This is a genomic window from Acinetobacter sp. AS167 (genome assembly GCF_037152175.1).
Classification (GTDB): domain Bacteria; phylum Pseudomonadota; class Gammaproteobacteria; order Pseudomonadales; family Moraxellaceae; genus Acinetobacter.
The window spans coordinates 215,762-240,003 of sequence record NZ_JBBCMP010000003.1; the positions used below are offsets into that span (position 1 = coordinate 215,762).

At 38.1% G+C, this 24,242-nt stretch carries 20 protein-coding genes; 8 read left to right on the plus strand and 12 right to left on the minus strand.

Features of this window, described 5'->3' with window-relative positions; genetic code table 11:
• Nucleotides 1-534 precede the first annotated feature (534 nt).
• Nucleotides 535-1,590 (minus strand): D-alanyl-D-alanine endopeptidase PBP7/8, encoded by a 1,056-nt coding sequence (gene pbpG / locus WFN33_RS07450; RefSeq protein WP_004718389.1) that lies wholly within the window; start codon nucleotides 1,588-1,590, stop codon nucleotides 535-537.
• A gap of 232 nt (nucleotides 1,591-1,822) precedes the next feature.
• On the opposite strand from pbpG, the gene gacA reads away from it, so the two are divergent.
• From gacA to WFN33_RS07465, 3 genes are read left to right on the plus strand one after another with little or no spacing between them, the layout of a single operon-like run.
• Nucleotides 1,823-2,458, plus strand: a complete 636-nt coding sequence (gene gacA / locus WFN33_RS07455) for a response regulator transcription factor GacA (protein ID WP_336952334.1) — start codon at nucleotides 1,823-1,825, stop codon at nucleotides 2,456-2,458.
• 35 nt (nucleotides 2,459-2,493) lie between these two features.
• The gene (locus tag WFN33_RS07460) at nucleotides 2,494-4,062 is read left to right on the plus strand and encodes a sensor histidine kinase (RefSeq protein ID WP_336952335.1); all 1,569 of its coding nucleotides are present in this window, start codon (nucleotides 2,494-2,496) and stop codon (nucleotides 4,060-4,062) included.
• A 17-nt stretch (nucleotides 4,063-4,079) separates the two neighbouring features.
• Entirely contained in the window at nucleotides 4,080-5,495 is a 1,416-nt protein-coding gene (locus WFN33_RS07465; RefSeq protein WP_336952336.1) for a sigma-54-dependent transcriptional regulator, read from the plus strand.
• A 285-nt stretch (nucleotides 5,496-5,780) separates the two neighbouring features.
• On the opposite strand, the gene WFN33_RS07470 is transcribed toward WFN33_RS07465, so the two are convergent.
• The 4 genes from WFN33_RS07470 to lptF form a co-directional block, all read right to left on the minus strand.
• Nucleotides 5,781-6,959 carry a S41 family peptidase gene (locus tag WFN33_RS07470; RefSeq protein WP_336952337.1) on the minus strand — a complete coding sequence of 393 codons (1,179 nt, stop codon included), beginning with the start codon at nucleotides 6,957-6,959 and terminating at the stop codon, nucleotides 5,781-5,783.
• Between the two features lie 30 nt (nucleotides 6,960-6,989).
• The gene (gene gpmI / locus WFN33_RS07475; protein WP_336952339.1) at nucleotides 6,990-8,537 is read right to left on the minus strand and encodes a 2,3-bisphosphoglycerate-independent phosphoglycerate mutase; all 1,548 of its coding nucleotides are present in this window, start codon (nucleotides 8,535-8,537) and stop codon (nucleotides 6,990-6,992) included.
• Nucleotides 8,538-8,691: 154 nt separating this feature from the next.
• Nucleotides 8,692-9,762 (minus strand): LPS export ABC transporter permease LptG, encoded by a 1,071-nt coding sequence (gene lptG / locus WFN33_RS07480; RefSeq protein WP_336952341.1) that lies wholly within the window; start codon nucleotides 9,760-9,762, stop codon nucleotides 8,692-8,694.
• Nucleotides 9,762-10,862: an LPS export ABC transporter permease LptF gene (gene lptF / locus WFN33_RS07485; RefSeq protein WP_336952342.1), complete on the minus strand. Its 1,101-nt coding sequence runs from the start codon at nucleotides 10,860-10,862 to the stop codon at nucleotides 9,762-9,764. The genes lptG and lptF overlap by 1 nt, the downstream gene beginning before the upstream one ends.
• Before the next feature lie 144 nt (nucleotides 10,863-11,006).
• On the opposite strand from lptF, the gene WFN33_RS07490 reads away from it, so the two are divergent.
• The 4 genes from WFN33_RS07490 (at nucleotide 11,007) to WFN33_RS07505 (ending at nucleotide 13,927) form a co-directional block, all read left to right on the plus strand.
• A complete protein-coding gene (locus WFN33_RS07490) occupies nucleotides 11,007-12,455 on the plus strand; it encodes a leucyl aminopeptidase (protein ID WP_336952343.1) in 1,449 nt (482 codons plus the stop codon).
• On the plus strand, nucleotides 12,448-12,855 hold the full coding sequence (locus WFN33_RS07495) for a DNA polymerase III subunit chi (protein ID WP_004718406.1): 408 nt from the start codon (nucleotides 12,448-12,450) through the stop codon (nucleotides 12,853-12,855). The genes WFN33_RS07490 and WFN33_RS07495 overlap by 8 nt, the downstream gene beginning before the upstream one ends.
• A 35-nt stretch (nucleotides 12,856-12,890) precedes the next feature.
• Nucleotides 12,891-13,502, plus strand: coding sequence for a cell division protein BlhA (gene blhA / locus WFN33_RS07500; protein WP_336952585.1), 612 nt, complete (start codon nucleotides 12,891-12,893; stop codon nucleotides 13,500-13,502).
• Between the two features lie 206 nt (nucleotides 13,503-13,708).
• Entirely contained in the window at nucleotides 13,709-13,927 is a 219-nt protein-coding gene (locus WFN33_RS07505) for a hypothetical protein (protein ID WP_336952344.1), read from the plus strand.
• Nucleotides 13,928-14,029: 102 nt separating this feature from the next.
• Here WFN33_RS07505 and WFN33_RS07510 read toward each other — a convergent pair whose 3' ends face one another.
• The 7 genes from WFN33_RS07510 to lpxO form a co-directional block, all read right to left on the minus strand.
• A complete protein-coding gene (locus WFN33_RS07510; RefSeq protein WP_336952345.1) occupies nucleotides 14,030-15,190 on the minus strand; it encodes a hypothetical protein in 1,161 nt (386 codons plus the stop codon).
• A gap of 220 nt (nucleotides 15,191-15,410) precedes the next feature.
• Nucleotides 15,411-15,998 carry a CDP-diacylglycerol--glycerol-3-phosphate 3-phosphatidyltransferase gene (gene pgsA, locus WFN33_RS07515; RefSeq protein WP_004718416.1) on the minus strand — a complete coding sequence of 196 codons (588 nt, stop codon included), beginning with the start codon at nucleotides 15,996-15,998 and terminating at the stop codon, nucleotides 15,411-15,413.
• 105 nt (nucleotides 15,999-16,103) lie between these two features.
• A complete protein-coding gene (locus tag WFN33_RS07520) occupies nucleotides 16,104-16,898 on the minus strand; it encodes a thioesterase family protein (protein ID WP_336952346.1) in 795 nt (264 codons plus the stop codon).
• A 126-nt stretch (nucleotides 16,899-17,024) separates the two neighbouring features.
• Nucleotides 17,025-18,824 (minus strand): excinuclease ABC subunit UvrC, encoded by a 1,800-nt coding sequence (gene uvrC, locus WFN33_RS07525; RefSeq protein ID WP_336952347.1) that lies wholly within the window; start codon nucleotides 18,822-18,824, stop codon nucleotides 17,025-17,027.
• Nucleotides 18,825-19,334: 510 nt separating this feature from the next.
• Nucleotides 19,335-19,760, minus strand: coding sequence for a PH domain-containing protein (locus tag WFN33_RS07530; RefSeq protein ID WP_336952348.1), 426 nt, complete (start codon nucleotides 19,758-19,760; stop codon nucleotides 19,335-19,337).
• A gap of 136 nt (nucleotides 19,761-19,896) precedes the next feature.
• Nucleotides 19,897-20,520: a PH domain-containing protein gene (locus tag WFN33_RS07535; protein ID WP_336952349.1), complete on the minus strand. Its 624-nt coding sequence runs from the start codon at nucleotides 20,518-20,520 to the stop codon at nucleotides 19,897-19,899.
• Between the two features lie 108 nt (nucleotides 20,521-20,628).
• Nucleotides 20,629-21,573, minus strand: a complete 945-nt coding sequence (gene lpxO / locus WFN33_RS07540) for a lipid A hydroxylase LpxO (RefSeq protein ID WP_336952350.1) — start codon at nucleotides 21,571-21,573, stop codon at nucleotides 20,629-20,631.
• 508 nt (nucleotides 21,574-22,081) lie between these two features.
• Between lpxO and fadB the strand changes: the two genes are divergently transcribed.
• On the plus strand, nucleotides 22,082-24,235 hold the full coding sequence (fadB, locus tag WFN33_RS07545; protein ID WP_004818537.1) for a fatty acid oxidation complex subunit alpha FadB: 2,154 nt from the start codon (nucleotides 22,082-22,084) through the stop codon (nucleotides 24,233-24,235).
• The last annotated feature ends 7 nt before the right edge of the window (nucleotides 24,236-24,242 follow it).

Here is a 24,242-nt window from a genome sequence, read left to right on the forward strand (position 1 = left end):
AGAATATAATTTCTCTTAATTAATATTATCAATTAAATCATTTATATAGAAAAATAAACTATTTGATTATAAAAAGACTTGCAATGCCACACCTTACATTCAAAGTTTAACCATCTTTGCGTAGGCGATGACCCACTTTTCATAAGAGAGGCCAAACCCTGCGCTGCAAACAAAGCTGTACTTTGTTTTTGCTTATATTGGGCGAGGGTACGACCTATACTCCCGCCCAACGGCGACATCTATGTCGCTACACAGTAGGATAACCATCTATGATTCAAAAATACAAAATATGAGCTTTTTTTATGATCAATAACTTGACAGAAATCACTTATATGGATAATTAGGTGGTTTGACTACTTCTGTCTTTAATATCAATTGCTTTGTCTGCAGGATTTGTAAAGCGCCACCCAAACTCTGGCATTGCAAATTTACACATTTCATAATCTATTTTTTATGCTTAATTTAAGCAAAAAAAGCGCTCCATATTTTGAAGCGCTTTTTTAATTTGGATGGATAACTTCAGTGACAAACTGATTAGATACGTTTCGGTAAATTACTCACCCAGTTCAATAAATTGGTTGCATCATTGGTACGTGCCTGAGAAGAGCTTGCACCTAATAATACCACCACAGCCGGACGACTATTTACAGTGGTATGCATGACCACACAACGCCCTGCTTCATTGATATAACCCGTTTTGGAAATATTAATATTCCACCCACCATTACGTACTAGAGCATTGGTGTTGTTTGATTTCAGCACGCGATAACCCAAATTAAAGTCATAATGCGCTGTTGTTGAAAATTGGCGGATCAAACCATATTGTGATGCAGCACTGACTAAAATCCCTAAATCTCGAGCAGAAGAAACATTACGTGGATCCAAACCAGTAGATTCAACATAATGGGTTGAATTCATGCCCAATTGACGTGCTTTTGAATTCATTGCAGCAAAGAACGCTTGGCGACCACCTGGATAAGTACGCGCTAAAGCTGCTGCAGCTGGATTTTCAGATTTCATCAATGCCACAAGTAACATTTCAGCACGATTCATGGTATCGCCAACTTTTAAAGTTGAACTTGAATTCTTACCACCAGCACCCGCAAAATCGATTTGTTGCAAGGTAATGTCTTCAGACATATTTAAACGGGCATCTGCGGTAATCACTGCTGTCATCAATTTGGTAATTGATGCGATAGGTAACGCCATATTGGTATTTTTACTAAACAGAACTTCACCTGTTTTTGCATCCATTACCAATGCAGCACGCGCATTTACCGATGGTTGGCTATTATAGGTATTGGTGTCATAAATCTGTACAGACTTATTGGTCAATGTTGTCGGTGCAGCATTTGATGCACGAATTGTTGTGGTTAACGTGGTTGAGCCTTTTGGAGAAATATCTTCGCCATCATCATCCAGAGAATCACCATTGAGTAACTGGCTGGCATCTGAAGAAGACCAATTTACAGTTGCTTGTCCGCTCCCCCCCGATGAGTTCATAATGATTTCAGCAAAACCAGTCGAACTCAAACTGAGTAGTACTGACAAACTCAGCACATGCATTAACGTTTTTTTTGGTTTTTTCACGATAACTTACTCACCTCAAGGAGGTATTCACAAACTTGCTAATTACCTCAAATATGACTTACATTTACACTCAAACGTGACTATATTAAAACAAATATTTCAATCACGCCGTATTATGCGTAAATATTGAATGGATATTAGGAATAGGATTGCCAATTTTGTTATGTCTTTGCAAGTCTTTTTTGCTTTATGTAACAAAAATGTCGATATTGAGAAATTTAAGGAGGTGTAAGTGATTACTGTTTTAGTGGTAGATGACCATGAATTAGTAAGAACCGGCATCTGCAGAATGTTAGAAGATCAGACCGATATTCAAGTCATTGGACAAGCAGAATCTGGTGAAGAAGCAATTACGATTGTAAGGCAACACCATCCCAATGTAGTTTTATTGGATGTCAACATGCCTGGAATTGGTGGTGTAGAAACTACCCGTCGTTTGTTACAAACCGCACCTGAGACCAAAGTACTCGCTGTGAGTGGTTTGGCTGAAGAACCCTATCCGTCGCTGTTATTGAAAGCTGGTGCTCGTGGTTATATTACCAAGGGCGCACCAATCACTGAAATGGTTCGTGCAATCAAAAAAGTCATGCAAGGCGGTAAGTATTTTAGTGCAGATATTGCTGAACAACTTGCAAGCTCTTATTTATCCGATACACAAACCTCACCTTTTGACGCACTGTCAGAACGTGAAATGCAAGTTGCCATGATGGTGGTAAATTGTGTAAGCGCACAAGAAATTTCTGACAAACTTTTTGTCAGTGTAAAAACGGTCAATACTTATCGTTATCGTATCTTTGAAAAATTAGGACTTGATAGTGATGTAAAACTCACTCACCTTGCGATACGTTATGGTTTAATTAAGCCATAAATTGATTAAAACAATAATTTATCTTGAGTACGATTATGTCGCCTACGGTAACGGTTCCTATTTATCAAACAATTTACCGTCTAGGCACACTGTATTCAGGTTATAGATTGGTTATTGCTTTTTGCTTAGTCATTATTTTTCTGATTACTCTTGAAAACCAACCCGTACATTACGAATATCCCAGTTTATATTTTTATTCTCTAACCGCGTTTACTGTAATCGCAGCATTACAAATGATGCTGCTCAAATTCTATCCGCATGGTGTGGGGCAGCAATTTATTGGTTTTTTTATTGTTGATATTCCATTTCTAAGTACCTTGGTATTTGCCCTCAATGGGCCAAATTTAGCCATCAGCATTTTGTTTGTCATTGCCGTTTTTACCGCGAATTTTCTGCTTAGTAAAAATAAAGCGCTATTCGTAACACTGGTTTCTGTGATTGCAATTATTTACCAACAGTTTTTAGGCAGCTTCTTCGATTTTTCAAATTTAAATAATATTAGTAACAGTGCCTTATTGGCTTTTTTATTTTTTATGGTTTATGGCATTGGGCAGATTGCAATTAATCGCTTCCAAGTTTTAGAGTCGTTAAATACCTATCAATCTCTTGAATTATTTAAGTTACAGAACATTAACCGCTATATTTTAGAACAGATTGAAGTCGGTTATTTGGTGCTCGATGAAAAATGCAAAATTATCGTCAGTAACCCTGCAGCCTGTTTACTTTTGGGCATTTCACCACTTTACGCACATGAGCAATATCATTTATCCAGCTTTCAACCGGACTTATATGAAATTTTAAAAGATGCCATGTTACGTGATGGCGAACGCTTTCAATTTGAATCCCATCAATCCTCGTATACAGTCGATATTCGCGTACAAAAATTGATTGTTCCGCATCAAGCACTCACGCTTTTAGTACTCGAAGATGCACAAAAAATTAATCAAAAGGTACAACAACTCAAACTTGCCGCACTGGGTCAATTATCGGCCAGTATTGCCCATGAAATTCGCAATCCGCTTGCCGCCATTGCCCAGGCCAACGACCTGTTTATCAGCAGTGACCCAGAACAGCAAACCATTTTAAATCAAATGATTACCAAACAGACCATCCGTATCAATAATATTATTAAAGATACCTTAGATATGGCAAAAAATAAAAAGATCCATACCTCAAAAATTAATTTTCAAGAATTTGTTGATGACTTATTACGCCATGATTTAGGGGATGCTCAGGAAAAAATCAAATTAGAAATTCAAGCTGATGTTTGGATCTATTTTGATGATTCTCATCTTCGACAAGTTCTAATCAATTTAGTGCGTAATGCATTACGTCATAATGATCAAAATGCTGAACACATTTTAGTACAAACGTTTAAAAATGAATCACACGTATATATCGATGTGATTGATTATGGGAAAGGCGTCACAAAACAAGATCTTTCGCAATTATTTCAGCCATTTTTTAGTACCGAAATCAATGGAACTGGTTTAGGATTGTACCTATCGCAGACGATATGCGAAGCGAATCAAGCGAAACTAATTTACGTAGAGCAAAAACAACAAGGGGCATGCTTCCGTATCGAATGCCCACTCATGGATTAGATTAGGTTTTTGGGGATATGACTACACGACAACCATTGGTTTTACTTGTAGATGATGAACAAGATTTATGTATGTTAATGCAAATGAGCCTTTCTCGAATGGGCATCAAAACGCATATGGCACACCATTTACAACAAGCCAAATATTTTTTTAGTGAATATAAATATGATGCCTGTATTACCGATTTAAACCTCCCTGATGGCAGTGGTTTAGATTTGGTTAAACATGTATCGCAGCATTATCCTAAAACGCCTATTGCAGTCTTAACTGCATATGGAAATATGGAAATTGCGATTGCCTCTCTCAAAGCAGGTGCTTTTGATTTTGTCAGCAAACCGATTAACCAATTACATCTGCAACAGCTTTTACAAAAAGCTTTGCATGTACCACAGTTAAGAGAAACGATCAGCGATGCGCCGCTTGAGGAATCAATGCTCATCGGCGATTCACAGGTGATACGTAAGTTAAGAGAATCGATTAAAAAAATTTCCCGTTCACAAGCACCTGTGTTTATCACCGGTGAATCTGGAACAGGCAAAGAGGTTGTTGCTAATCTCATCCATCTACTCAGCAACCGCAGTGATAGCCCTTTTGTTGCGATTAATTGTGGTGCAATTTCTGAAGACTTGATGGAGAGTGAGCTGTTTGGGCATAAAAAAGGCTGTTTTTCAGGTGCAACTCAAGACAAACAAGGTCTTATTCAAGCTGCCAATGGTGGTACTCTGTTTTTAGATGAAATTGCAGAACTTTCTTTGGCCATGCAAGCCAAACTGTTACGAGCTTTACAAGAAAAGAAAATTCGTCCTTTAGGCAGTGATACCGAAATCGAAGTTGATTTCCGTATTATCAGTGCTACACATCAAGACATTGAAGCATTCGTTGAACAAGGTAAATTCCGCCATGATCTGTTCTTTAGAATTCATGTGATGGATATTGTCCTGCCGCCATTGCGCGAACGTGATTGTGATATTCTGATTTTAGCCAACCATTTTCTTCAGCAAATTTGTACAGAGTGGCGTATTTCAACCAAGTCTTTTACTGAACAAGCCAAAGCTTTTCTTTTACAACAACATTACTCAGGCAATGTTCGTGAATTACGCAATATCATTGAAAAAGCCATTACCATGAGTGATGAAGACTATATTGATATTCAACAGCTACAACCTGCTCCACATCGTGGTATCAACAAAGTCGAATCACGTGATCCTATCCAAAGTCAAGTCTTGCCTATCGTCACCGCGAATAAAGCCCAAAACATTCCAGAAGAAGGGTTGGAGCAATATTTGGAAAAAGTCGAAAAAGAAGTGTTGTTATCTGCATTAAATCAAACCCATTGGAACCGCACTTTAGCTGCTAAGAAATTGGGCATGACATTTCGCTCTTTACGCTATCGTTTGAAAAAGTTTGGTTTAGATACCGATGATGATGAATAGAAGCAACCTATAGCCATCAACATCATAATATCAACCAACTCAAGCGCTTTTGCTTTTTACATGGTTACAGCGTGGCGACATGGATGTCGTCGTTGAGTAGAAGTACTGAATCCAGCGCTTACTCAACATAAGATTTGGTCATGTCCAGTCTGAGCAACAAGCAAGTATTTGATTAGTATACAGTACAAGCTAAAGGATCACCGAAACAACGTGATTTAAATACGTAATGTCAGATGTAGTAGCACAAACTGCTACAGTGTTATGAATTCACTTTTACATTCAACTTTATCTATCACGATGTTTTAATAGTTGATCTGCAACATTATTTAGATAGGTTTCTTCTTTTTGATCTAAAGTCCATGGATATTCCAAATTAGGCCGAATACCCTGCCCATCAATCATATTGCCATTTGGCGTATAATAATGCGAAACCGTCATTTGCAAAGCAGCCCCATTTGGCAATGGAAATAACTTCTGTACAACGCCTTTTCCATAGCTTTTTTCACCTATAACCCAAGCACGTTGATGTTCTTTCATTGCAGCGGTAAAGACTTCAGCTGCAGATGCTGAACGACCATTAATCAAAATACCTAATTTAGTATTGGACGACTCATCACCCGGTAAGGCTTGGAATTGTTGATTGCCTTCTGAACGACTTTTGGTAGAAACAATCGTTCCCTGAGTTAAAAAAAGATCAGCCGTTTCAACAGCGGCTGAGAGTAAACCACCTGGATTATTACGTAGGTCGAATAATACAGCTTTCATTTTTTGGGTACTGTATTCTTCAATTAAACGTTTAATTTCATTGGCTGTATCTTGTTGAAAAACTTTAACTTTAAGCACTAAAACCTGATTATGCAACATAATCGGCTCTATATCAGCCACTTCTAATTTGCGATTTCTAACCACCGTGATTGCTGGGCTTTTTTCATTCAGTTGCAACTGAAAAGTTGAACCAATTGAGCCATGTAATAAATCTTCGACTTGTTGGGCATTTAAATTTTTAAGTTCTTGATTTTCAATTTTAAAAATGGTGAATCCATTTTTTAAACCGAGTTTAAATGAGTCTGAATTATCGCGTAAATTCTTGACTTTCCATTGATGAATATGACTATCAAAAGCCAATTCAAAGTCAGCAGTCGCAAGGTCACTTTCCGTATATTGCATCAACTGTTTATATTCTTCAGGACTTAGATAACGCGAATAGCGATCTAAACCACCCACCAGCCCTTTGATTGCCTGCAAAAACAGAACATCATCAGGTTTTTCCTGAACATAATTGTCTTTGACGATGCCGTAGATTTGTACAAATTGCTCAATCGATTCAATGGGCACTTCAGCAATACTTTCTTCGACATCACCATCAAAATCAAGTGCGGCAGCATTTTCTGCTGCCCGAACTGAATGGCTTCCACAGGCCAACAATCCTGTTAATACAGCAATATATTTCCAAGCTTGAGCCATTCACACACCTAGTTTTTAATAATGATAATTTTATGCTTTCAATGTAATCAGATTACGGCCTTGCATTTCTGTCGGTACAGGGAGATGCATTAAACTTAAAATAGTCGGTGCAACATCTGCTAAAACCCCACCTTCAGCAATCGTGGCTGAGGTTGGTCCAACATAAATGAAAGGTACAAGTTCAGTGGTATGCTGCGTATGTACTTGACCACTTACATAGTCCTGCATTTGCTCTACATTACCATGATCAGCAGTAATCAACATATGACCATGCTTTGCCATCACTGCTTCATATAAACGACCAAGACTGATATCAACAGCTTCAACAGCCTTCACTGCTGCATCAAACACGCCAGTGTGACCTACCATATCGCCATTGGCATAGTTCACCACCAAGAGATCAAACTCACCTGAATTGATTGCATCAACCAACTTGTCGGTGACTTCTGGTGCGCTCATTTCAGGTTGTAGATCATAAGTTGCAACTTTTGGTGATGGGATTAGAATCCGTTTTTCACCTGGATACTCATCTTCACGACCGCCACTAAAGAAGAAGGTCACATGTGCATATTTTTCTGTTTCTGCAATACGTAACTGAGTTTTGCCTAAAGAAGATAAGTATTCGCCAATTGAATTTTTTAAACCTTCTGGCATATATGCCACTGGTGCATCTATCGTCGCTTGATAACGCGTTAACATCACAAATTTAGATAGATGGGGTACAACTTTGCGTTCAAAACCTGCAAAGTCTTTTTCTACAAATGCTTTAGTAATTTCACGTGCCCGATCCGCACGAAAATTCATAAACACCACACTGTCGCCATCTTGGATTTTGGCCATTTCACCAATACGGGTTGCTTTAACAAATTCATCATTTTCATTGGCTGCATAGGCTTGCTCTAAGCCCTCAACGGCTGAATCAACAACACGTAAAGCTTCTCCTTCAGTCATCAGGCGGTAAGCTTGTTCCACACGATCCCAACGATTATCACGATCCATTGCAAAGTAACGTCCAATCATGGTGGCAATACGCCCCTGATTTGGATACTGTGCAAATACCGCATCGAGTTTTTCTAAAGAAGGTTTTGCACTCCGTGGTGGTGTATCACGACCATCTAAGAACGCATGTAAATAGACTTTTGCCCCACGCTTCAAAGCAAGCTCACACATTGCAATAATATGATCTTGGTGAGAATGGACACCGCCCTCTGACAATAATCCCATAATGTGCAATGCACCATTTGCCGATTTGGCTTTTTCTACAGCATCAATCAGAATTTCATGCTCGAAAAAATCGCCGGTCCGAATATCTTTGGTAATACGAGTAAAATCTTGATACAGCACACGACCTGCACCCAAGTTCATATGACCAACTTCAGAATTACCCATTTGTCCATCTGGCAAACCGACATCTTCACCTGAACCAGAAATTAAACTATGCGGATGCTTGTCTTGCATCATGGTTAGATTCGGCGTTTTTGCTGCTAAAAACGCATTATCTTCGACCGCTTCACGATGACCCACACCATCCATAATCACTAGAACGTGAGGGATTTTGCCAGCAGTTGCATCCGTCATGATTTACACTCTTTACTGTTTACAAATTAATCGTTACATCTTACCGTTTTTTTACGGCAGACTCTATCCTCAGATTATGGCAAAAACAAGTTGCCATGGTCTAAACTTCTTATCTATCTGAAAGATCATTGTTCAAAAAAACAGATCCATTAAGTTATCTTGCTCTATACAACAAATAACTTCCGATGCCAAACATCAATATAATTGGTAAGAATACAAACCAAGCAGGAGAAGGTGCATAGACCAAACTTGCATAACCCAAGAAGTCTTGTATGTAATAAAAACCTAGACCAACAAATAATGCGATCACTAAGCGAAAGCCCATCGATTGTTGACGTAATGGCCCAAAAATAAATGAACATGCAATCAAAACCAATGCAAGCAAAGCAAATGGTGAACCGACATTTTTCCAAAAAGCCAAAAGATAAGTCTTTGGTACTTGACTGTATTCATGCATATATTGCATAAAACTCAATAACTGCGTAGGTGCTAAGTCTTCTGGATTAATGGTCACCATATGCACATATTTAGGTTGCAATGCGAGTGCTAAATCCTCTTGATTTTTATTTACAACTTGAGCTTGACCATTGGCCAATAAATTGACTTGAGCACTTTGTTTTAAATTCCATTGTCCTTCTTTTAAGAACTGCCCTTCTTCTGAATTTAACAAAGATTTCATTCGATAATTATCGTCAAAATCGACAACTTGAACTTGTTTTAATGTCCCTTTTGAATTGGCATAATCAATATAAATAAAGCGTTGTCCTTCACGTGTCCAATAGCCTTTCACCTCTCCTAGCGTTGCTACACTACGATGGCTTTTAATACTTTTCGCCTGTTCATTGGTATAGGGAATAACGAATTGAGTTAATAAAAACGAAAGGATCACCAAAAGCATAGCAGAACGCATGACCCAACCGACAATACGCCATAAGCTAATGCCTGCTGCTCGCATCACAATTAATTCACTGTTCGAAGCCATTGAACCTAAACCCAGTACAGCACCGATCAATGCTGCAATAGGAAGAATCTCATACAAATAACGAGGTGCACCCCATAAAACATATTGCAATGCATTCCAAGCCGTATAGCCTTGTTTTAGATCACCTAACTCACCCAAATAGGTGAATAAAATCTGTAAGCTAGCCAGTACTGCCGTAGCACCCAACATGGCAAGCAATGTGGTTTTAGTCACATGTTTTGCGACAATTCTACGTGCTAACATTATGATTTTACTCGCTGTATTTGCTTTTTAATTTTAGGTGCTAATTTCTGCTTTCTTGAAAATAGAGCGGCAGCGGCAGCATAGAATAATAACACTGCAGGATATGCCCAAACACCCACCTCATCTTTACTAATACGGGTTCGTATTGCCATGAGCGCCACAATTAAACTGGCAAAAATTAATAATGCTGGGAAAAGTTTGAGATAACGACCTTGTCTTGGGCTTACTTCACATAGTGCTGTTGCTAACATTAAGGCGACAATGATAGAAAATGGAACAAATAAGCGCCATCCCAATTCACTTGCCACAACAGGGTCATTTTTATTTTCAAGCAATTTACCAAAAGTTAGCCCTTCTACTTCATCACTTTCAAACTTAGCTTCTTTATTATTTTCTAAACGCAAACGATAAGTTTGGAATTCAGTTTGACTATATTTTGGTGTTCCAGGGTAAATTTCATAACGGCGGCCTTGAACTAAATCGACAACACTTGCTGTTTCATTGGCAATTTCAATCCGTGTTGCTTCCTTCGCCAAAATCATAACATCAGGTTTACCTTCTTTTTCAGCACGTTGATAAAAGAAAATATCTTTAAGATTTTTGCGATCTTCGGATAAAGAGCCGGCATAAATTGTATAAGCCCCTGAGGAAATAAACTCACGTGGCCGAACCAAATCAAAGCCCGTTCGGACTGCTTGAGTAGAAATCAGTTGCTCATATTGACGGATTCCCCACGGAGACATCCAGATCATTAAAACAGTTTGTACACATAAATAAATAACAGTCAGTGGAATCAATAATCGAGCGACTTGAATACGGCTAATACCACTACCATTCAGTACAGCCATTTCATGATCGACATATAATCGGCCAAAAACCAGCATCAATCCAATAAAGAAACCCAAAGGAAGAATTAAAGTCAAAAACTCAGGTAAACGAAAACCGATAATACTCAACAGAATACTCGGATCTACACGCCCCATAGCAGCTTGACCAAATCGTTTAATCAATTGCCCACCCATCATAATGACTGTCAATAATGTGACAACCACAAGAGAGGTCGAAACGACTTGTTTGACAAGGTAACGTCGAATAATCAAATTAATCTTCCAAATAAGGGTAATATCGTGATGTAGCGCTAGTTTACCCGAAGTTAAAATTATAAAACTAGATTGAAATTCTACCATTTGAAGTGGTTCAATGGTTTAATGATTTGAAATGTACAAAAGGCACAAAGACAACACATGAAACTTACGATCAATACGTCATTTTCAGCGTCTACATCTAGCCAGTCGTTATTTATTCTGGTGGATTCTGAAAACGCTAAACAAGCTCAAGAAATATATAAAATCAATGACTTGAACAGCATAATTGAAGACACTCAATTCAAAGCAAGTTTAAATGAAACTCTACCACTTATCGGAAAGCTAACTCAAGTTACGCAATGTACTTTAGTCGGCATAGATAAAGCCTCTGAGATTAAAGCAGCGAAATTAGCAAAAATCGCACAAACCATTATCAAAGCTTCACAAAAAAAATTCCAAAAAATCAGCATTGATATTTCGGCTTTGCCGTCTGAGTTACATTATCTATTTGCATTAAATTTGACGCAAGCTGCGTATGCTTATGATGAATTCAAATCGAAGAAGAATGAATTCACTTTAGAAAATATTGAATTTATTGCAACGCAATCGAGTCTGAGTGCAGAGCAGATCACGCTTATTCAAGCTGTTCAAAAAGGACAAAACTTTGCTCGTGACTTAGGCAACTGCCCTCCTAATATTTGCTTCCCTGAATATTTAGCAGAACAAGCACATGCTTTAGCAGCTGAATTCCCTGAGCTTTTACAAGTGACTGTACTTGAAGAACAACAGCTTGCTGATCTAGGCATGCATGCTTTTCTTGCGGTAAGCAAAGGTTCTGATCGTCCAGGACGTGTGATTACGCTTGAATATAAAGCCAATCCTGATCAAGCACCGATCGTGCTCGTGGGTAAAGGTGTGACTTTTGATACAGGTGGTATTTCATTAAAACCAGGCTTAGGCATGGATGAAATGAAATTTGATATGTGTGGTTCAGCATCTGTACTGGGTACGATTCGTGCACTTTGTGAAGCGAAACTCCCGATTCATGTTGTCGGTGCAATTGCCGCTGCTGAAAACATGCCTTCTGGTCATGCAACTCGCCCTGGTGATATTGTAACCACCATGAGTGGGCAAACGGTTGAAATCCTGAATACTGATGCCGAAGGGCGTTTAGTCCTTTGTGATACCTTAACCTATATTAAGCGCTTTAACCCTGCATTAGTGATTGATATTGCAACACTGACTGGTGCTTGTGTGGTGGCTTTAGGTTCAGTCGTTTCTGGTTTATTTACACCAGATGATGAACTTGCAGAAGAAATTACAGCAGCAGGACACACTGCATTTGACCGTGTATGGCGTATGCCCGTATATGACGATTATCAAGAACAACTTGATTCGCCATTTGCCGATATTGCCAATATTGGTGGTCCAAAAGCTGGCGCAGTTACAGCAGCCTGTTTCTTACAACGCTTTACCCGTGACTATCGTTGGGCGCACTTAGACATCGCTGGTACAGCATGGAATTCTGGTGCAAATAAAGGTGCAACCGGCCGTCCAGTACCATTGTTGATGCAGTTAATAGCCAACCGTGTACAAAAGAATGGCTAAAATTAGCTTTTATTTATTTGAAAAAAGCCCTGAGCGACAGGTAGAAAGTGCCTGTCGTTTATGTCGTAAAATTTTACGAAATGCAGCCAAAGTTTGGTTGCATTGCCCTGATGTAGAAATGCAGCAACAACTGGATGAACGTTTATGGAGTTTTGATCCGACCAGTTTTATTGCGCATGGAATTGATCAAATTGATGCACCGATCTGTATTTCTTCAAGATTACCTGAGTCTTTAGACTGGATTGTGTTTAATTTTAACAATCAAGCACTTGAACAAGTGACACAATTTAGTCACATTATAGAAATTATTGAAAATGCTGAATCAGCAAAACAAATTGGTCGAGAGAAATATAAAGCCTATCGACGAATGGGTGTTTCGCCTCAAACATTTAAACTTTAATTCTTCATTCTCATTTTATATCAAGGAGATGCGTGGTGACATTAAATGTCGGTCAAGATTTTAAAAAGCGCTGGTTAGATACGCCTGAAGCCGTACGCCAAACTTTTGTAGATGACCTTAACCGCATCTGTGACCTTCTCAGCCCTACAACAAATGTACAGGACTGGCTAAGTAATGACCAACGCCAAATGCAAGTGGCGCAACTCCAAGTTGAACAAGCCTATGCTGAGCTAAAAGCCCAGCTGATTGAAGAAGCACGTATCCGTAGACAATTGGCACTTGAAAAATCTTTAGCTGAAAAAAGAGCATTACAGCACGCATATAATTTAGAACTACAACAAGATGAAATTCAGCAGTTTGAACATCAAAAATTGACCTTACAAAATTTACGTCAACAAATTGATATTGAAATTTCAGAATATAGTGAAAAATACACTAAAAATCCTGATTATCCAGCAATAGATTATGCCAATGGGCAATTCCGCATCACAGATGCACAAATGACTTCAGAGTTGGAAAGTGTTCGTCTACGTCTTGAGTTAGAAGCAGAAACGCTAATCGAAGAGAGCTTAAATGCTTTACGTAGCAAACTGCAAACTGCGGCAAAAGAAGAGATTGAATATATTTTGGCAAATTCGAATTTCTAGGCAGACAAAAAATAATAAAGTTTATTTATTTTAATCGGATATCCAAGTTTACTTGTCACGAAAATGCAATATTAATGTCACATGATAGTCATCTCGGATGGCTTTAATGCTTATGTGTACAGGTTAAAAATATTTTAAGTGATCAATTCAGTGAATTTTTATTTTCAAGATAAAAATTTCCAATCACTTGAATCAGGATGAATAAAATGGATCTGCTTAACCATATTTCGAACCAAATTGCGCGACTACATTCAGGTGAAAAATGGACTGTTTCTATACAAGACTTACTGATTAGCCGTGTAGATTTTCAATCACTTTCAGTATTTCTTTCTCGGGAGTCTGAAAAAGGGATGTTCTCACTGACAGATACACACAAACTAAAATCACGCTTTGAACATACCTCTTTAACCATTATCAAAAACTAATTAAGCCTGATACTTTGTCTCTTTCTCAAAGCAAATTCTAAGATAAACCAAAGTCTCATTTCGGCTTTGATTTATCTAAATGTAGTGTGGAAAAACAAGACCTCAACAGATAATTTTTGAAATTAGCTTTGCTTCAACCCTCAAGGTCTCATTGTTGTTTTGATCAATTTCAACCAAATATTTTCCATTGGAATAAAAAATAGAATTGTCTTTTAAAGCAAAACTCATCACACCTTTTTTTAATACAATCATTTCACCAGAAGCTGTCATTTTGATCAACTCCCACGAATTTGGAATCATCCCAGGATATTTTTCGCCCGCCTTCTGATTACGTTCTAAATTTTGCTGAGCCTTAATCAAATTACCTTCAACAAATAGTTCTTCTTCTGACTTTTGCTGCGATTTGGCTGGATTATTTCCAGACGTTGTTTTTAATGATTCACCTGTATAGCGTTGAGTAAAGAAATCTAACCACCCTACAATCGCACGAATAATTTTAAAAGGAGCAACAATAATATCTTTAAATGTCGTTAAGGGAGATTGAGGAGAACCATCACGGGAATAGGGGCGTTTAATAAAATACAAATTACCCAGCCCATCCATTTTTGGTTTAAAGAAATCAAACTTTGGATCTGAAGCGATTGTTTGCAACGCGCCTGTTGCCATATCCAAATGAAAAATTTCTTTGGGACTATAGGCAATACGGTATTCACCATAGGCTAAACCACACGAATCATAATATAACTGCATGGTATCTCGTGGATCAAAACATGGATTTGAATCCTGACAATCTCCTTCGGTCAAATACTGTGTTCGATTGGCGTCTAAAGGTAGAATACAAATATGTCGTTCATAGCCCTGTGTGTTAACAGATAGTGCTAAACGCTTTTTGGACTCATCATAAGCCATGTCCTGCACCACAAAATCATTCTTTCTTAACACTAAGCCTTCGGTTTCTTGTAAATCTGTCAATGATTTGATGTTGATCGAAGTGCCTTCTTGCAAACAAGCAGTATAAATCATTTTATGATCAGCGGTCAGAGCTACATCTGTTGGGAAAATATGGGTTAAATCCACCTCATCATCTTGTGAAGATGTTCGCATGAACTGTGCACCCGTACCTTTGGTTTTCCAATCTTTACGTTGTTGAATCTCAACTAAATTCTTTTTATATAAGTCAATGGATTGGCAATGAACCGTAATACTTTTATTTCCATCCAATAAATACAAATTTTGATTCGATAAATAAAGCAATGCTGCCATGTATATTCCTTAATTTTACCTGCACCTGCAATGACGTGTTTCTCAATATTCCAGTTACAGTGTTTCTTGTAATTTGATTAATTTTCAATATAGCACAAGATGATGTTTAGCGATTTGTATTGGTTTTCATCAATCTTTCTATTGTACTAACTTTCAAGCGCAAAAAAAGCCTTTCACGAGAGAAAGGCTTTGATCTATATACTGCATTATATTGCGCAGATTAAGGCTGTTTTAAATATGGCCACGCTGCTTTTAAATAAATAAACATCGACCAGAGTGTCAAAATGACAGCGGTATATAACAAAGCATAAGCCAATATTTCAAGCGGTTGCCAATTTAATAAAAACACCGTGATCGCAATCATCTGAAAGGCTGTTTTATATTTACCTACCGTGGAGACTGCTACATTGGTACGCGCACCTAATTCAGCCATCCATTCACGTAGTGCTGAAACTGTAATTTCACGTGAAATAATCACAATTGCAGCAAATGCCATAGTGATTGATGGTTGCCACTGCACTAACACAATCAGTGCTGCTGCCACCATTAATTTATCTGCAACTGGATCTAAAAACCGCCCAAAAGCTGAGGTCTGATTTAAAGTTCTTGCTAGATAACCATCAAACCAATCTGTGACTGCAGCAACAACAAAAATTGCAGTCAAGATAATATGACGCGTCATACCACCTGTATGTCCAGCCACTCCAATTGCAGGTGGCCAATAGGCAATAATTAAAAAAACAGGAATTAACGCGATTCGAGCAAGCGTCAAGATATTTGGAATATTCAGGATACGACCTGTAGTCATAGACACCGCCAGTGAGTCCCCTACTTACCCGAATGAAGGTAAATAATAATTTAGAGTAAAGCTCTATTTCCTTAGTACTTTAAACGATTCACATTAAACTGTCGACTAGGTAAATACCGTAACCGTCTGTCTTGCAATCGCAATGAGTCGATTTTGTTCATCCCAAAGATAGGCATGTTCAGTTGCATATCCATGCTCAGCAAAGTCTGTAAACACTTTATACTTAAACCAATCATTCAACTGATTTTGTAAAGGATGGATAAACGTCACATGCCAAGTTAGTGTACTTGCAGGTGCTGGCAATTTAAACATCGGCAATACACCAGGTGGCCAAACATCCATTAAGGTCATGATATCTGAAACATTCATTGCTCGATTGGCATGTAGCTCAGGGTCAAAACGACACCAACCTGAAAAATCAGGCTGCTTACTGCCTGACATTGGATAATTCCCTTCAGTCCATGCCAGCTGGAAGTTCTTTACACACTCAGGAAAGGGTAAATATTTAGGGACAATATTAATCTGGTCAAGTGGCGGAAAATCAGGGGCTTGAGGCTCTAAAGATACTTGAATTTTAGAATCGCGTTGGCTACCAAAACTTGCAATTAAAATACTTTGCACAGCCTCATTCTGCCACAGTCTGACTTCAATTGTAGTGACTGATTTACCCTGTCTCAAGATTTCAGCAGTTAATTTCACTGGTGTTTCTTCAACAGGCCCAGCAAAAGTGACACTACAACTCAACAACTTTTTAACTGGATCGTGAATGGTTGCAATTGCTTTATAAACCAACATACCCGCTACAAGACCGCCAAAGATCGTGCGCCCCTGCAACCACCCTTGAGGAATATCAATCCACTCTTCTTGTTCAATCTGCTGAAATAGTGATTCTAATGACATGATCCGTCCAATTTTTCGATCTTTGCTGTACTGTTTCATATTTGACGCGAGATGAAAATGATCAGTGACTCATGCGTCAATGGTTGTTTTGGCAAATGCTACTCATCATCGAGAACAATAACGACGTTATTCATGCAACACTTTATAAATCATTCGTGCCATAACATCACCCAAACCTGGAACATTTTTTAAATCATGTTCAGAAGCTTTAAGTACCCCCTGAATCCCACCAAAATGAGTCAGTAAATCACGACGACGTTTTGGACCTAAGCCCGGAATAGCCTCAAGTACCGATCCTCCACGACGTTTATCTCGCTTAGCACGATGCTTGGTGATTGCAAAACGATGCGCTTCATCACGGACTTGCTGAATCAAATGCAGTGCTTTATGGTCTTCGGGAAGCTGAATCTTAGTGCCGTCGGTAAAATGTAGTGTTTCTAAACCGGGTTTACGTCCTTCACCTTTGGATACACCCACCATAAATGCATCTAAGCCAAGCTCTTGCATAACATCCATCGCCATATGAAGTTGCCCTTTGCCCCCGTCAATCAGTAATAAATCGGGTAACATGGCTTTTTTATAACGGCGTGTTAACGCTTGCCGCATCGCGGCATAATCATCACCACCTGTAATATCTTCAATTGCAAATTGACGATAATCTCGCTTACGTGCTCCGCCTGCATCAAAAACTACACATGATGCAATGGTCGCTTCGCCCATCGTATGAGAAATATCAAAGCATTCAATACGATCTATAGGACGACCACAGACTTGTTCTAGTTGATGAAAGCGTTCATTTAATTCTAAATGATTGGCTAGTTTTCCTTTAATCGCATGCTGAACATTCATCTCAGCCAATTCCAGCCATTCAGCACGAGTTTCTCGAACATTATGTTTAATCTGAATTTTCTTTTCAAATTGCTGATGTAAAGCTTCTTCCAATTCTTTTCGATCTGTAACATTTACATTAACAATGAGTTCGGCTGGAACCTCGTCTGCAACTTGGAAATAGAAATTGGCGATAAAATCAGACAGCATTTGACTCAAATCATCATCCAACATATCTGGAAAATAACTTTTCCCGCCCAGCATTTTCCCATTACGTACATGCATAATCTGTACACATGTCACACCCGCTTGATAGGCAATCGCAAGAATATCAGCTTCACCTTTGACTTTATAAATGGCTTGTTGTGCTTGTACATCACGGAGTAAGGCCATACGATCCCGAAAAAAAACTGCTTTTTCAAATTCTAGATTTTCTGCTGCCTGTTCCATTTTTTGGATCAATTCTTGGTTCAGCTCTTTGGTATCACCATTTAAAAAACGAATCGAATTTTGTACATCCTCATTATAGGCTTCAGGTGAAATCAAACCCACACAAGGCGCAGTACAACGTTTAATCTGATATTGTAAACATGGACGTTTACGCTGTGAGAAATAGCTGTTTTCACATTGCCGGACATTAAATAGTTTTTGTAGTACTAAAAGTGTGTCTCTTGCATTATAAGCACTTGGATAGGGTCCAAAAAACTTACCTACTTGATGTTTGCCTTTGCCTCGTCCTGAAGCAATCCGCGGATAAGGTTTATCTGCGGAGACAAAAATATAGACATAAGATTTATCATCGCGCAACATAATGTTATACGGTGGGCGATGCAGTTTTATCAGATTCTGTTCGAGTAATAAGGCTTCAGTTTCAGAACGGACTACGAGAGTTTCAATATTATAAATACGTGCAACCAAAGCCTGTGTTTTCGGGTGTTCAATGGTTTTTACAAAATAACTCAGTACGCGATTTTTTAGATTTTTGGCTTTTCCGACATATAATAATTCACCATCTTTTCCCAGCATTTTATACACACCAGGTAGCGTCGTCATATTGGCTAGAATCTTTTCGATATTTTCACGTGCGTTTTCGTTCACAGTAGGCTTTTAAATTTGGACTATAAATGGATGATGTAGTTAGATCATGCATTTTTCAAGTCTACTTGAGTGAATTACTTTTTCTTTCTATTGAATAAGATCTTGATTTTTATTTTTCAAATGACTGATAGATAAGCAACTTATCCTTAATATTGCAACTAAAATCTAAACAATCGTATTACTGTTGATCTGACAGATTAGATTATGAATATCTTTTGTGATCGATTCACATAAAACATCAACTTTCTTATAGAAATGAAATAAAACCAAAATTTCGAGAAATATAACCACTCTATAAATATTTGAGTTCTTCAGTATCAAATGTTACTCATCCACTAAAAAATATTTCATCCAATGACCAAGGAGCATAAATATAAGAACTCCCTCTCTAGTCAGATAATATTATGCAGCTCCTTCTGTAGAAGTACTATTAACCAAAAGCTTTCTGCCATTCATATTGTATTTTTCCGCTATTAAACCTTCATATCGGAAATGTTTTGTTTGGTATATTTATGTGCAAGAATCAAAAAAAGGATTATTTACAACCTTACTGAAAGCCTGCTGATCTCTTGGAGAAACAAGGACCTGTTTAATTTTCCCATCCTTGATATATTCAATTTTCAAACGATCTAAAGATAATGCAGGTGATGAAATCGAATTATTAGTTTTACTTATTTTCTGAATATTTGCCAATGGAATACGCCATTTTAAGAATAGACTATGAATCGTCAGTATTTCATCTTGAATGATATAACGTGTATTTAAAACTGGCCACCAAATCACCGCAATGGTTAAAATATAAACGACCGAATGCTCAGGATATTCAACCATTGTGCCCTTAGCATACATGGTAAAGAGTAACTGAATGAGTAGGCCTGTCATCGCGATTATAAAGCCTAAAATCCACCAATCAATTTTAGTATGAAATTTTTGCATAATGTGCTTCAAAGTTCCCCCATACAAAATACTATTTTACCTGAATTCTGACTAAAACATGACTATAAAATCATTGATTTACATAATAGAAAACGCCCTTACGAGCGTTTTAATTCTTGACTAAATTTCTAAAAAATCAATTTTTCAAATAACGATCAAAAATTTCAGAAAAATCATAATTTTCGATTTGTCGAATACGCTGATTCGCATAGTCTTCAACTTGTTGTGCAGTCTGGTTAATGATTTCAGGTAAATTTAAAATTGCCTGCTCACTGAGCTCTCGCAAGTTAAACATTTTCTGAACATTGTCAGTACTTTGTAATAGCACATTACGTTTACGATTGATTTCTTTGCAGGTCTCACCAATGGTGAATAATGCTTTATATAGATCACGAATTTTCTCTATTTGCTTTTTATCAATATCAATAGAGAAGTGCTGATCACCTAACTGGAACTTAATTTCAGCATCTAAATCCACGGTACCTGCTGTTTCTAAAAGAACATTTTTCACAGGATTATGTTTGTACAAATAGCGGTACAACATGCGCTTTTTACTGATTGCACTTTTACCATCGAGATGCATAAAGGCGACATTAGTAAAGCAATATTCATCTGTTTTACTTTTGATTACAAAGAAAATTTTCTCGTTATCTTCATGAAAAATATAATCATCAATATCTGTTTTATTGAAATCATGCGGTTCAATAATTGTTCCAATATCACTCATACCCATCATTTCTGAGGCTAAATTTTTAAACATTTTGTGTTTTCCAGCACTTTTATAAATTATGAAAGTAAATTAAAAAAATCGAGCGTTAAACTCAAGTCAAAATTTGTTATTAAAAAACGCCCTGACGGGCGCTTCAAATCAAATCATTTTTTCAAAAAATGCAATGATCTGTGACATATATGGTCGAATAAAAATCAGGAAGAAAATCCCTAACATCAAGAACCACTTTAAAAAGTAATACAACTGACGATTGGATTTTTTCAAGGCTTTGGCTTTAATACGAATTTGATACACATAACCAAAAACTTTGTTTAACCCTCCTGTTTGATCCCCTGCTTCATTTGGAGAGCTGGCAGCAGTCATCACTTTTTTACCGAACCAGTGATTAAAGCGCTGCATAAATCTTGTTTTTAATGGGCGCTCTACATCAGCAAAAAAGATAATACGATTTTGGTCTGTAGTATTTTCTGCATAATGAATATAAGTTTCATCAAAAACCACACTTTCACCATCACGCCATGAATAACGCTGACCATCTACATCAATAAAGCAACGATCATCATTTGGCGTAATGAGCCCCAAATGATAACGCAATGAACCGGCATAAGGATCACGATGGCGTACTAATCGACTATCAGGTGCAAGCTCCGTAAACATTGCCGCCTTGATAGTTGGCAAATTTTTCAGCAATTCAGTTGTTTTTGGACAGAGTTCTGTTGCTGATGGATGCGCTGAATCATACCATTTTAGGTAAAAACGCTTCCAACCTGTTTTAAAAAATGAATTAAAGCCTAAATCATCATATGTACTTGAAGCCTTAATTCCACCTTTGGCATATAACGCTTGCGCCTCTTCACGAATCATTTCCCAGTTTTCATCTAACACTTTTAAATCTTTAAAATGTTGCGTGTCGATATACGGTTGATTCGGCACTTTTGAAAACATATACATGAGAAAGTTAATTGGTGCGAGTATCGTTGAATGGTCAAAAAATTGACGATAAAACGAATGTCGCACTTTACCGCGATTTTGGATATACAAAGCAGAAATCACAAAAATCGCCAATATGATCCATTTAATCATACAGCACTCTTTTCATTAATCAGGTTAATCAAGCAACATGTGCTGATAGAATTTTAAATCTCAAAAAGGGAGAATGTTTCTACAAATTATAACAAATCTATAAATCAAAAAGCCAATCGCATTAAAGCCTAAACTTTATAAACTACCTTACACAGCTTAAAATTGTTTAATAAAACACTCAATTGACCAAAATGACTAAAAATTCATTGGTAAAACCAGTCTATTACAATGTTCTTTTTCGATATAAAAGTCTTATCTTATGATTAAAAAAATTAATTTAAACATATGCTTCATTACATCATTTGAAATAACTACCTATTCAACACATAAATGGATAAGTTTCTGCAACAAAAAAATTGATGACCCTTGCGTCACGGCTTGATACAACTTGTTAGGTTATTTTTAGATATAGTTATCGTAAGATTAGTGAAGTCGAAATGTGTGCGGGAATTGCATACACACTTCAAAACATCAACTTAAGAAGTCCTCCAAAAAAGGAGATCAGGGCATGATCCACGCTGGCAATGCCATTACCGTCCAATTGCTTTCGGACGGAATTGCAGAATTCCGCTTTGACTTACAAGGTGAGTCGGTTAACAAATTCAACCGTGCAACGATTGAAGACTTTAAAGCTGCTATTGAAGCTGTAAAAAATAACAGTGAAGTGAAAGGTCTAATCGTAACCTCTGGTAAATCAACATTTATCGTTGGTGCAGACATCACTGAGTTTGGTGAAAATTTTAAGCAAGGTGAAAGTGCAATTGTAGAATGGGCAATGCCTGTTCACGAGATTTTTAACGCTTTTGAAGATCTAGAGATTCCTAAAGTTGCTGCGATCAATGGTATTGCATTGGGCGGCGGTTTTGAAATGTGTTTGGTATGTGACTACCGCGTAATGTCAAATGCTGCAACAGTTGGCTTACCAGAAGTTAAACTGGGGATCATTCCTGGTTTCGGTGGTACTGTTCGTCTAAGCCGTTTGATTGGTATTGACAATGCGGTTGAGTGGATCGCGACTTCAGCAAACAAACGTCCAGATGCTGCACTGAAAGACGGTGCTGTAGATGCAGTGGTTGCGGCTGACAAACTCCAAGAAGCTGCGATTGATCTTGTTAAACAAGCAATCTCTGGTCGTTTAGACTGGAAAGCAAAACGTCAAGAAAAATTAGAGCCTGTTAAATTAGACATGCTTGAACAAATGATGGCGTTTAACTCATCTAAAGGTGTAGTCCTTGCGAAAGCAAACCCAGCTCAATACCCAGCACCAAAACTTCTTCTTGATTCACTTCAAGCTGGTGTAAGCCAAAAACGTGATGAAGCGTTAAAAATTGAAGCCGAAGCGTTTGCTAAAGCTGCTATTACACCACAAGCTGGCGCATTGATCGGTTTATTCATCAATGACCAAGTTGTAAAAAAAGCATCTAAAAAACATGAGAAAGGTGCTCATCCGGTTAACCAAGCAGCTGTTTTAGGCGCGGGTATTATGGGTGGCGGTATTGCTTACCAAGCGGCAAGCAAAGGCACACCAATCATCATGAAAGACATCGGTAACCCACAGCTTGCTTTAGGTATGTCTGAAGCAAATGGCTTATTGACTAAACAAGTTGAACGTAAAAAGATGACACCTGCAAAAATGGGTGAAACACTTGCACGTATCCGTCCTACTTTAAGCTATGACGAGTTTAAAGAAGTCGACATCGTGATTGAAGCAGTCACAGAAAATCCTAAAATCAAGGAAGCTGTGTTACGTGATACAGAAGCAAAAGTTCGTGAAAATACGATCATTGCTTCAAATACTTCTACGATTTCAATCACGCGTCTTGCAAATGCATTGACTCGTCCTGAAAACTTCGTAGGCATGCACTTCTTTAACCCAGTTCACATGATGCCTTTGGTTGAAGTGATCCGTGGTGAGAAAACATCTGAAGAAGCAATTGCGACAACTGTTGTTCTTGCTCAAAAAATGGGTAAAACACCAATCGTTGTAAACGATTGTCCTGGCTTCCTTGTAAACCGTGTATTGTTCCCTTACTTTGGTGCGTTTGACCTTCTGCTTAAAGATGGCGCAGACTTCCAACAAGTTGACAAAGTCATGGAAAAATTCGGCTGGCCTATGGGACCTGCTTATTTGATCGACGTTGTGGGTATCGACACTGGTGTGCATGGTGCTGAAGTTATGGCTGAAGGTTTCCCAGACCGCATGAAGCCTGACTATAAAGGCGCGATCGAAATCATGTACGAAAACAAACGTCTTGGTCAAAAAAATGACATCGGTTTCTACAAATACGAGCTTGATCGTAAAGGTAAGAAAGCGAAATCTATTGATCCAACTGCGTATGAGCTTGTTGCAACGATGGCAACAACTGAAAAGCACGAGTTTGATGCTCAAGAAATTATTGACCGTATGATGCTCGCGTTCTGTAACGAGACTGTTCGTTGCTTAGAGGACAACATTGTTTCTACTGCTTCTGAAGCAGATATGGCAATGATCATGGGTGTAGGTTTCCCTCCATTCCGTGGTGGTCCAGCGCGTTACATCGACCAAACAGGTGTTGCTGAATATGTTGCGCTTTGCGACAAATATGCACACTTAGGTAAGGCTTATGAAGCGCCACAAATGTTGCGTGACATGGCTGCAAACAACAAAAAATTCTACGGTTAAGGAGCAA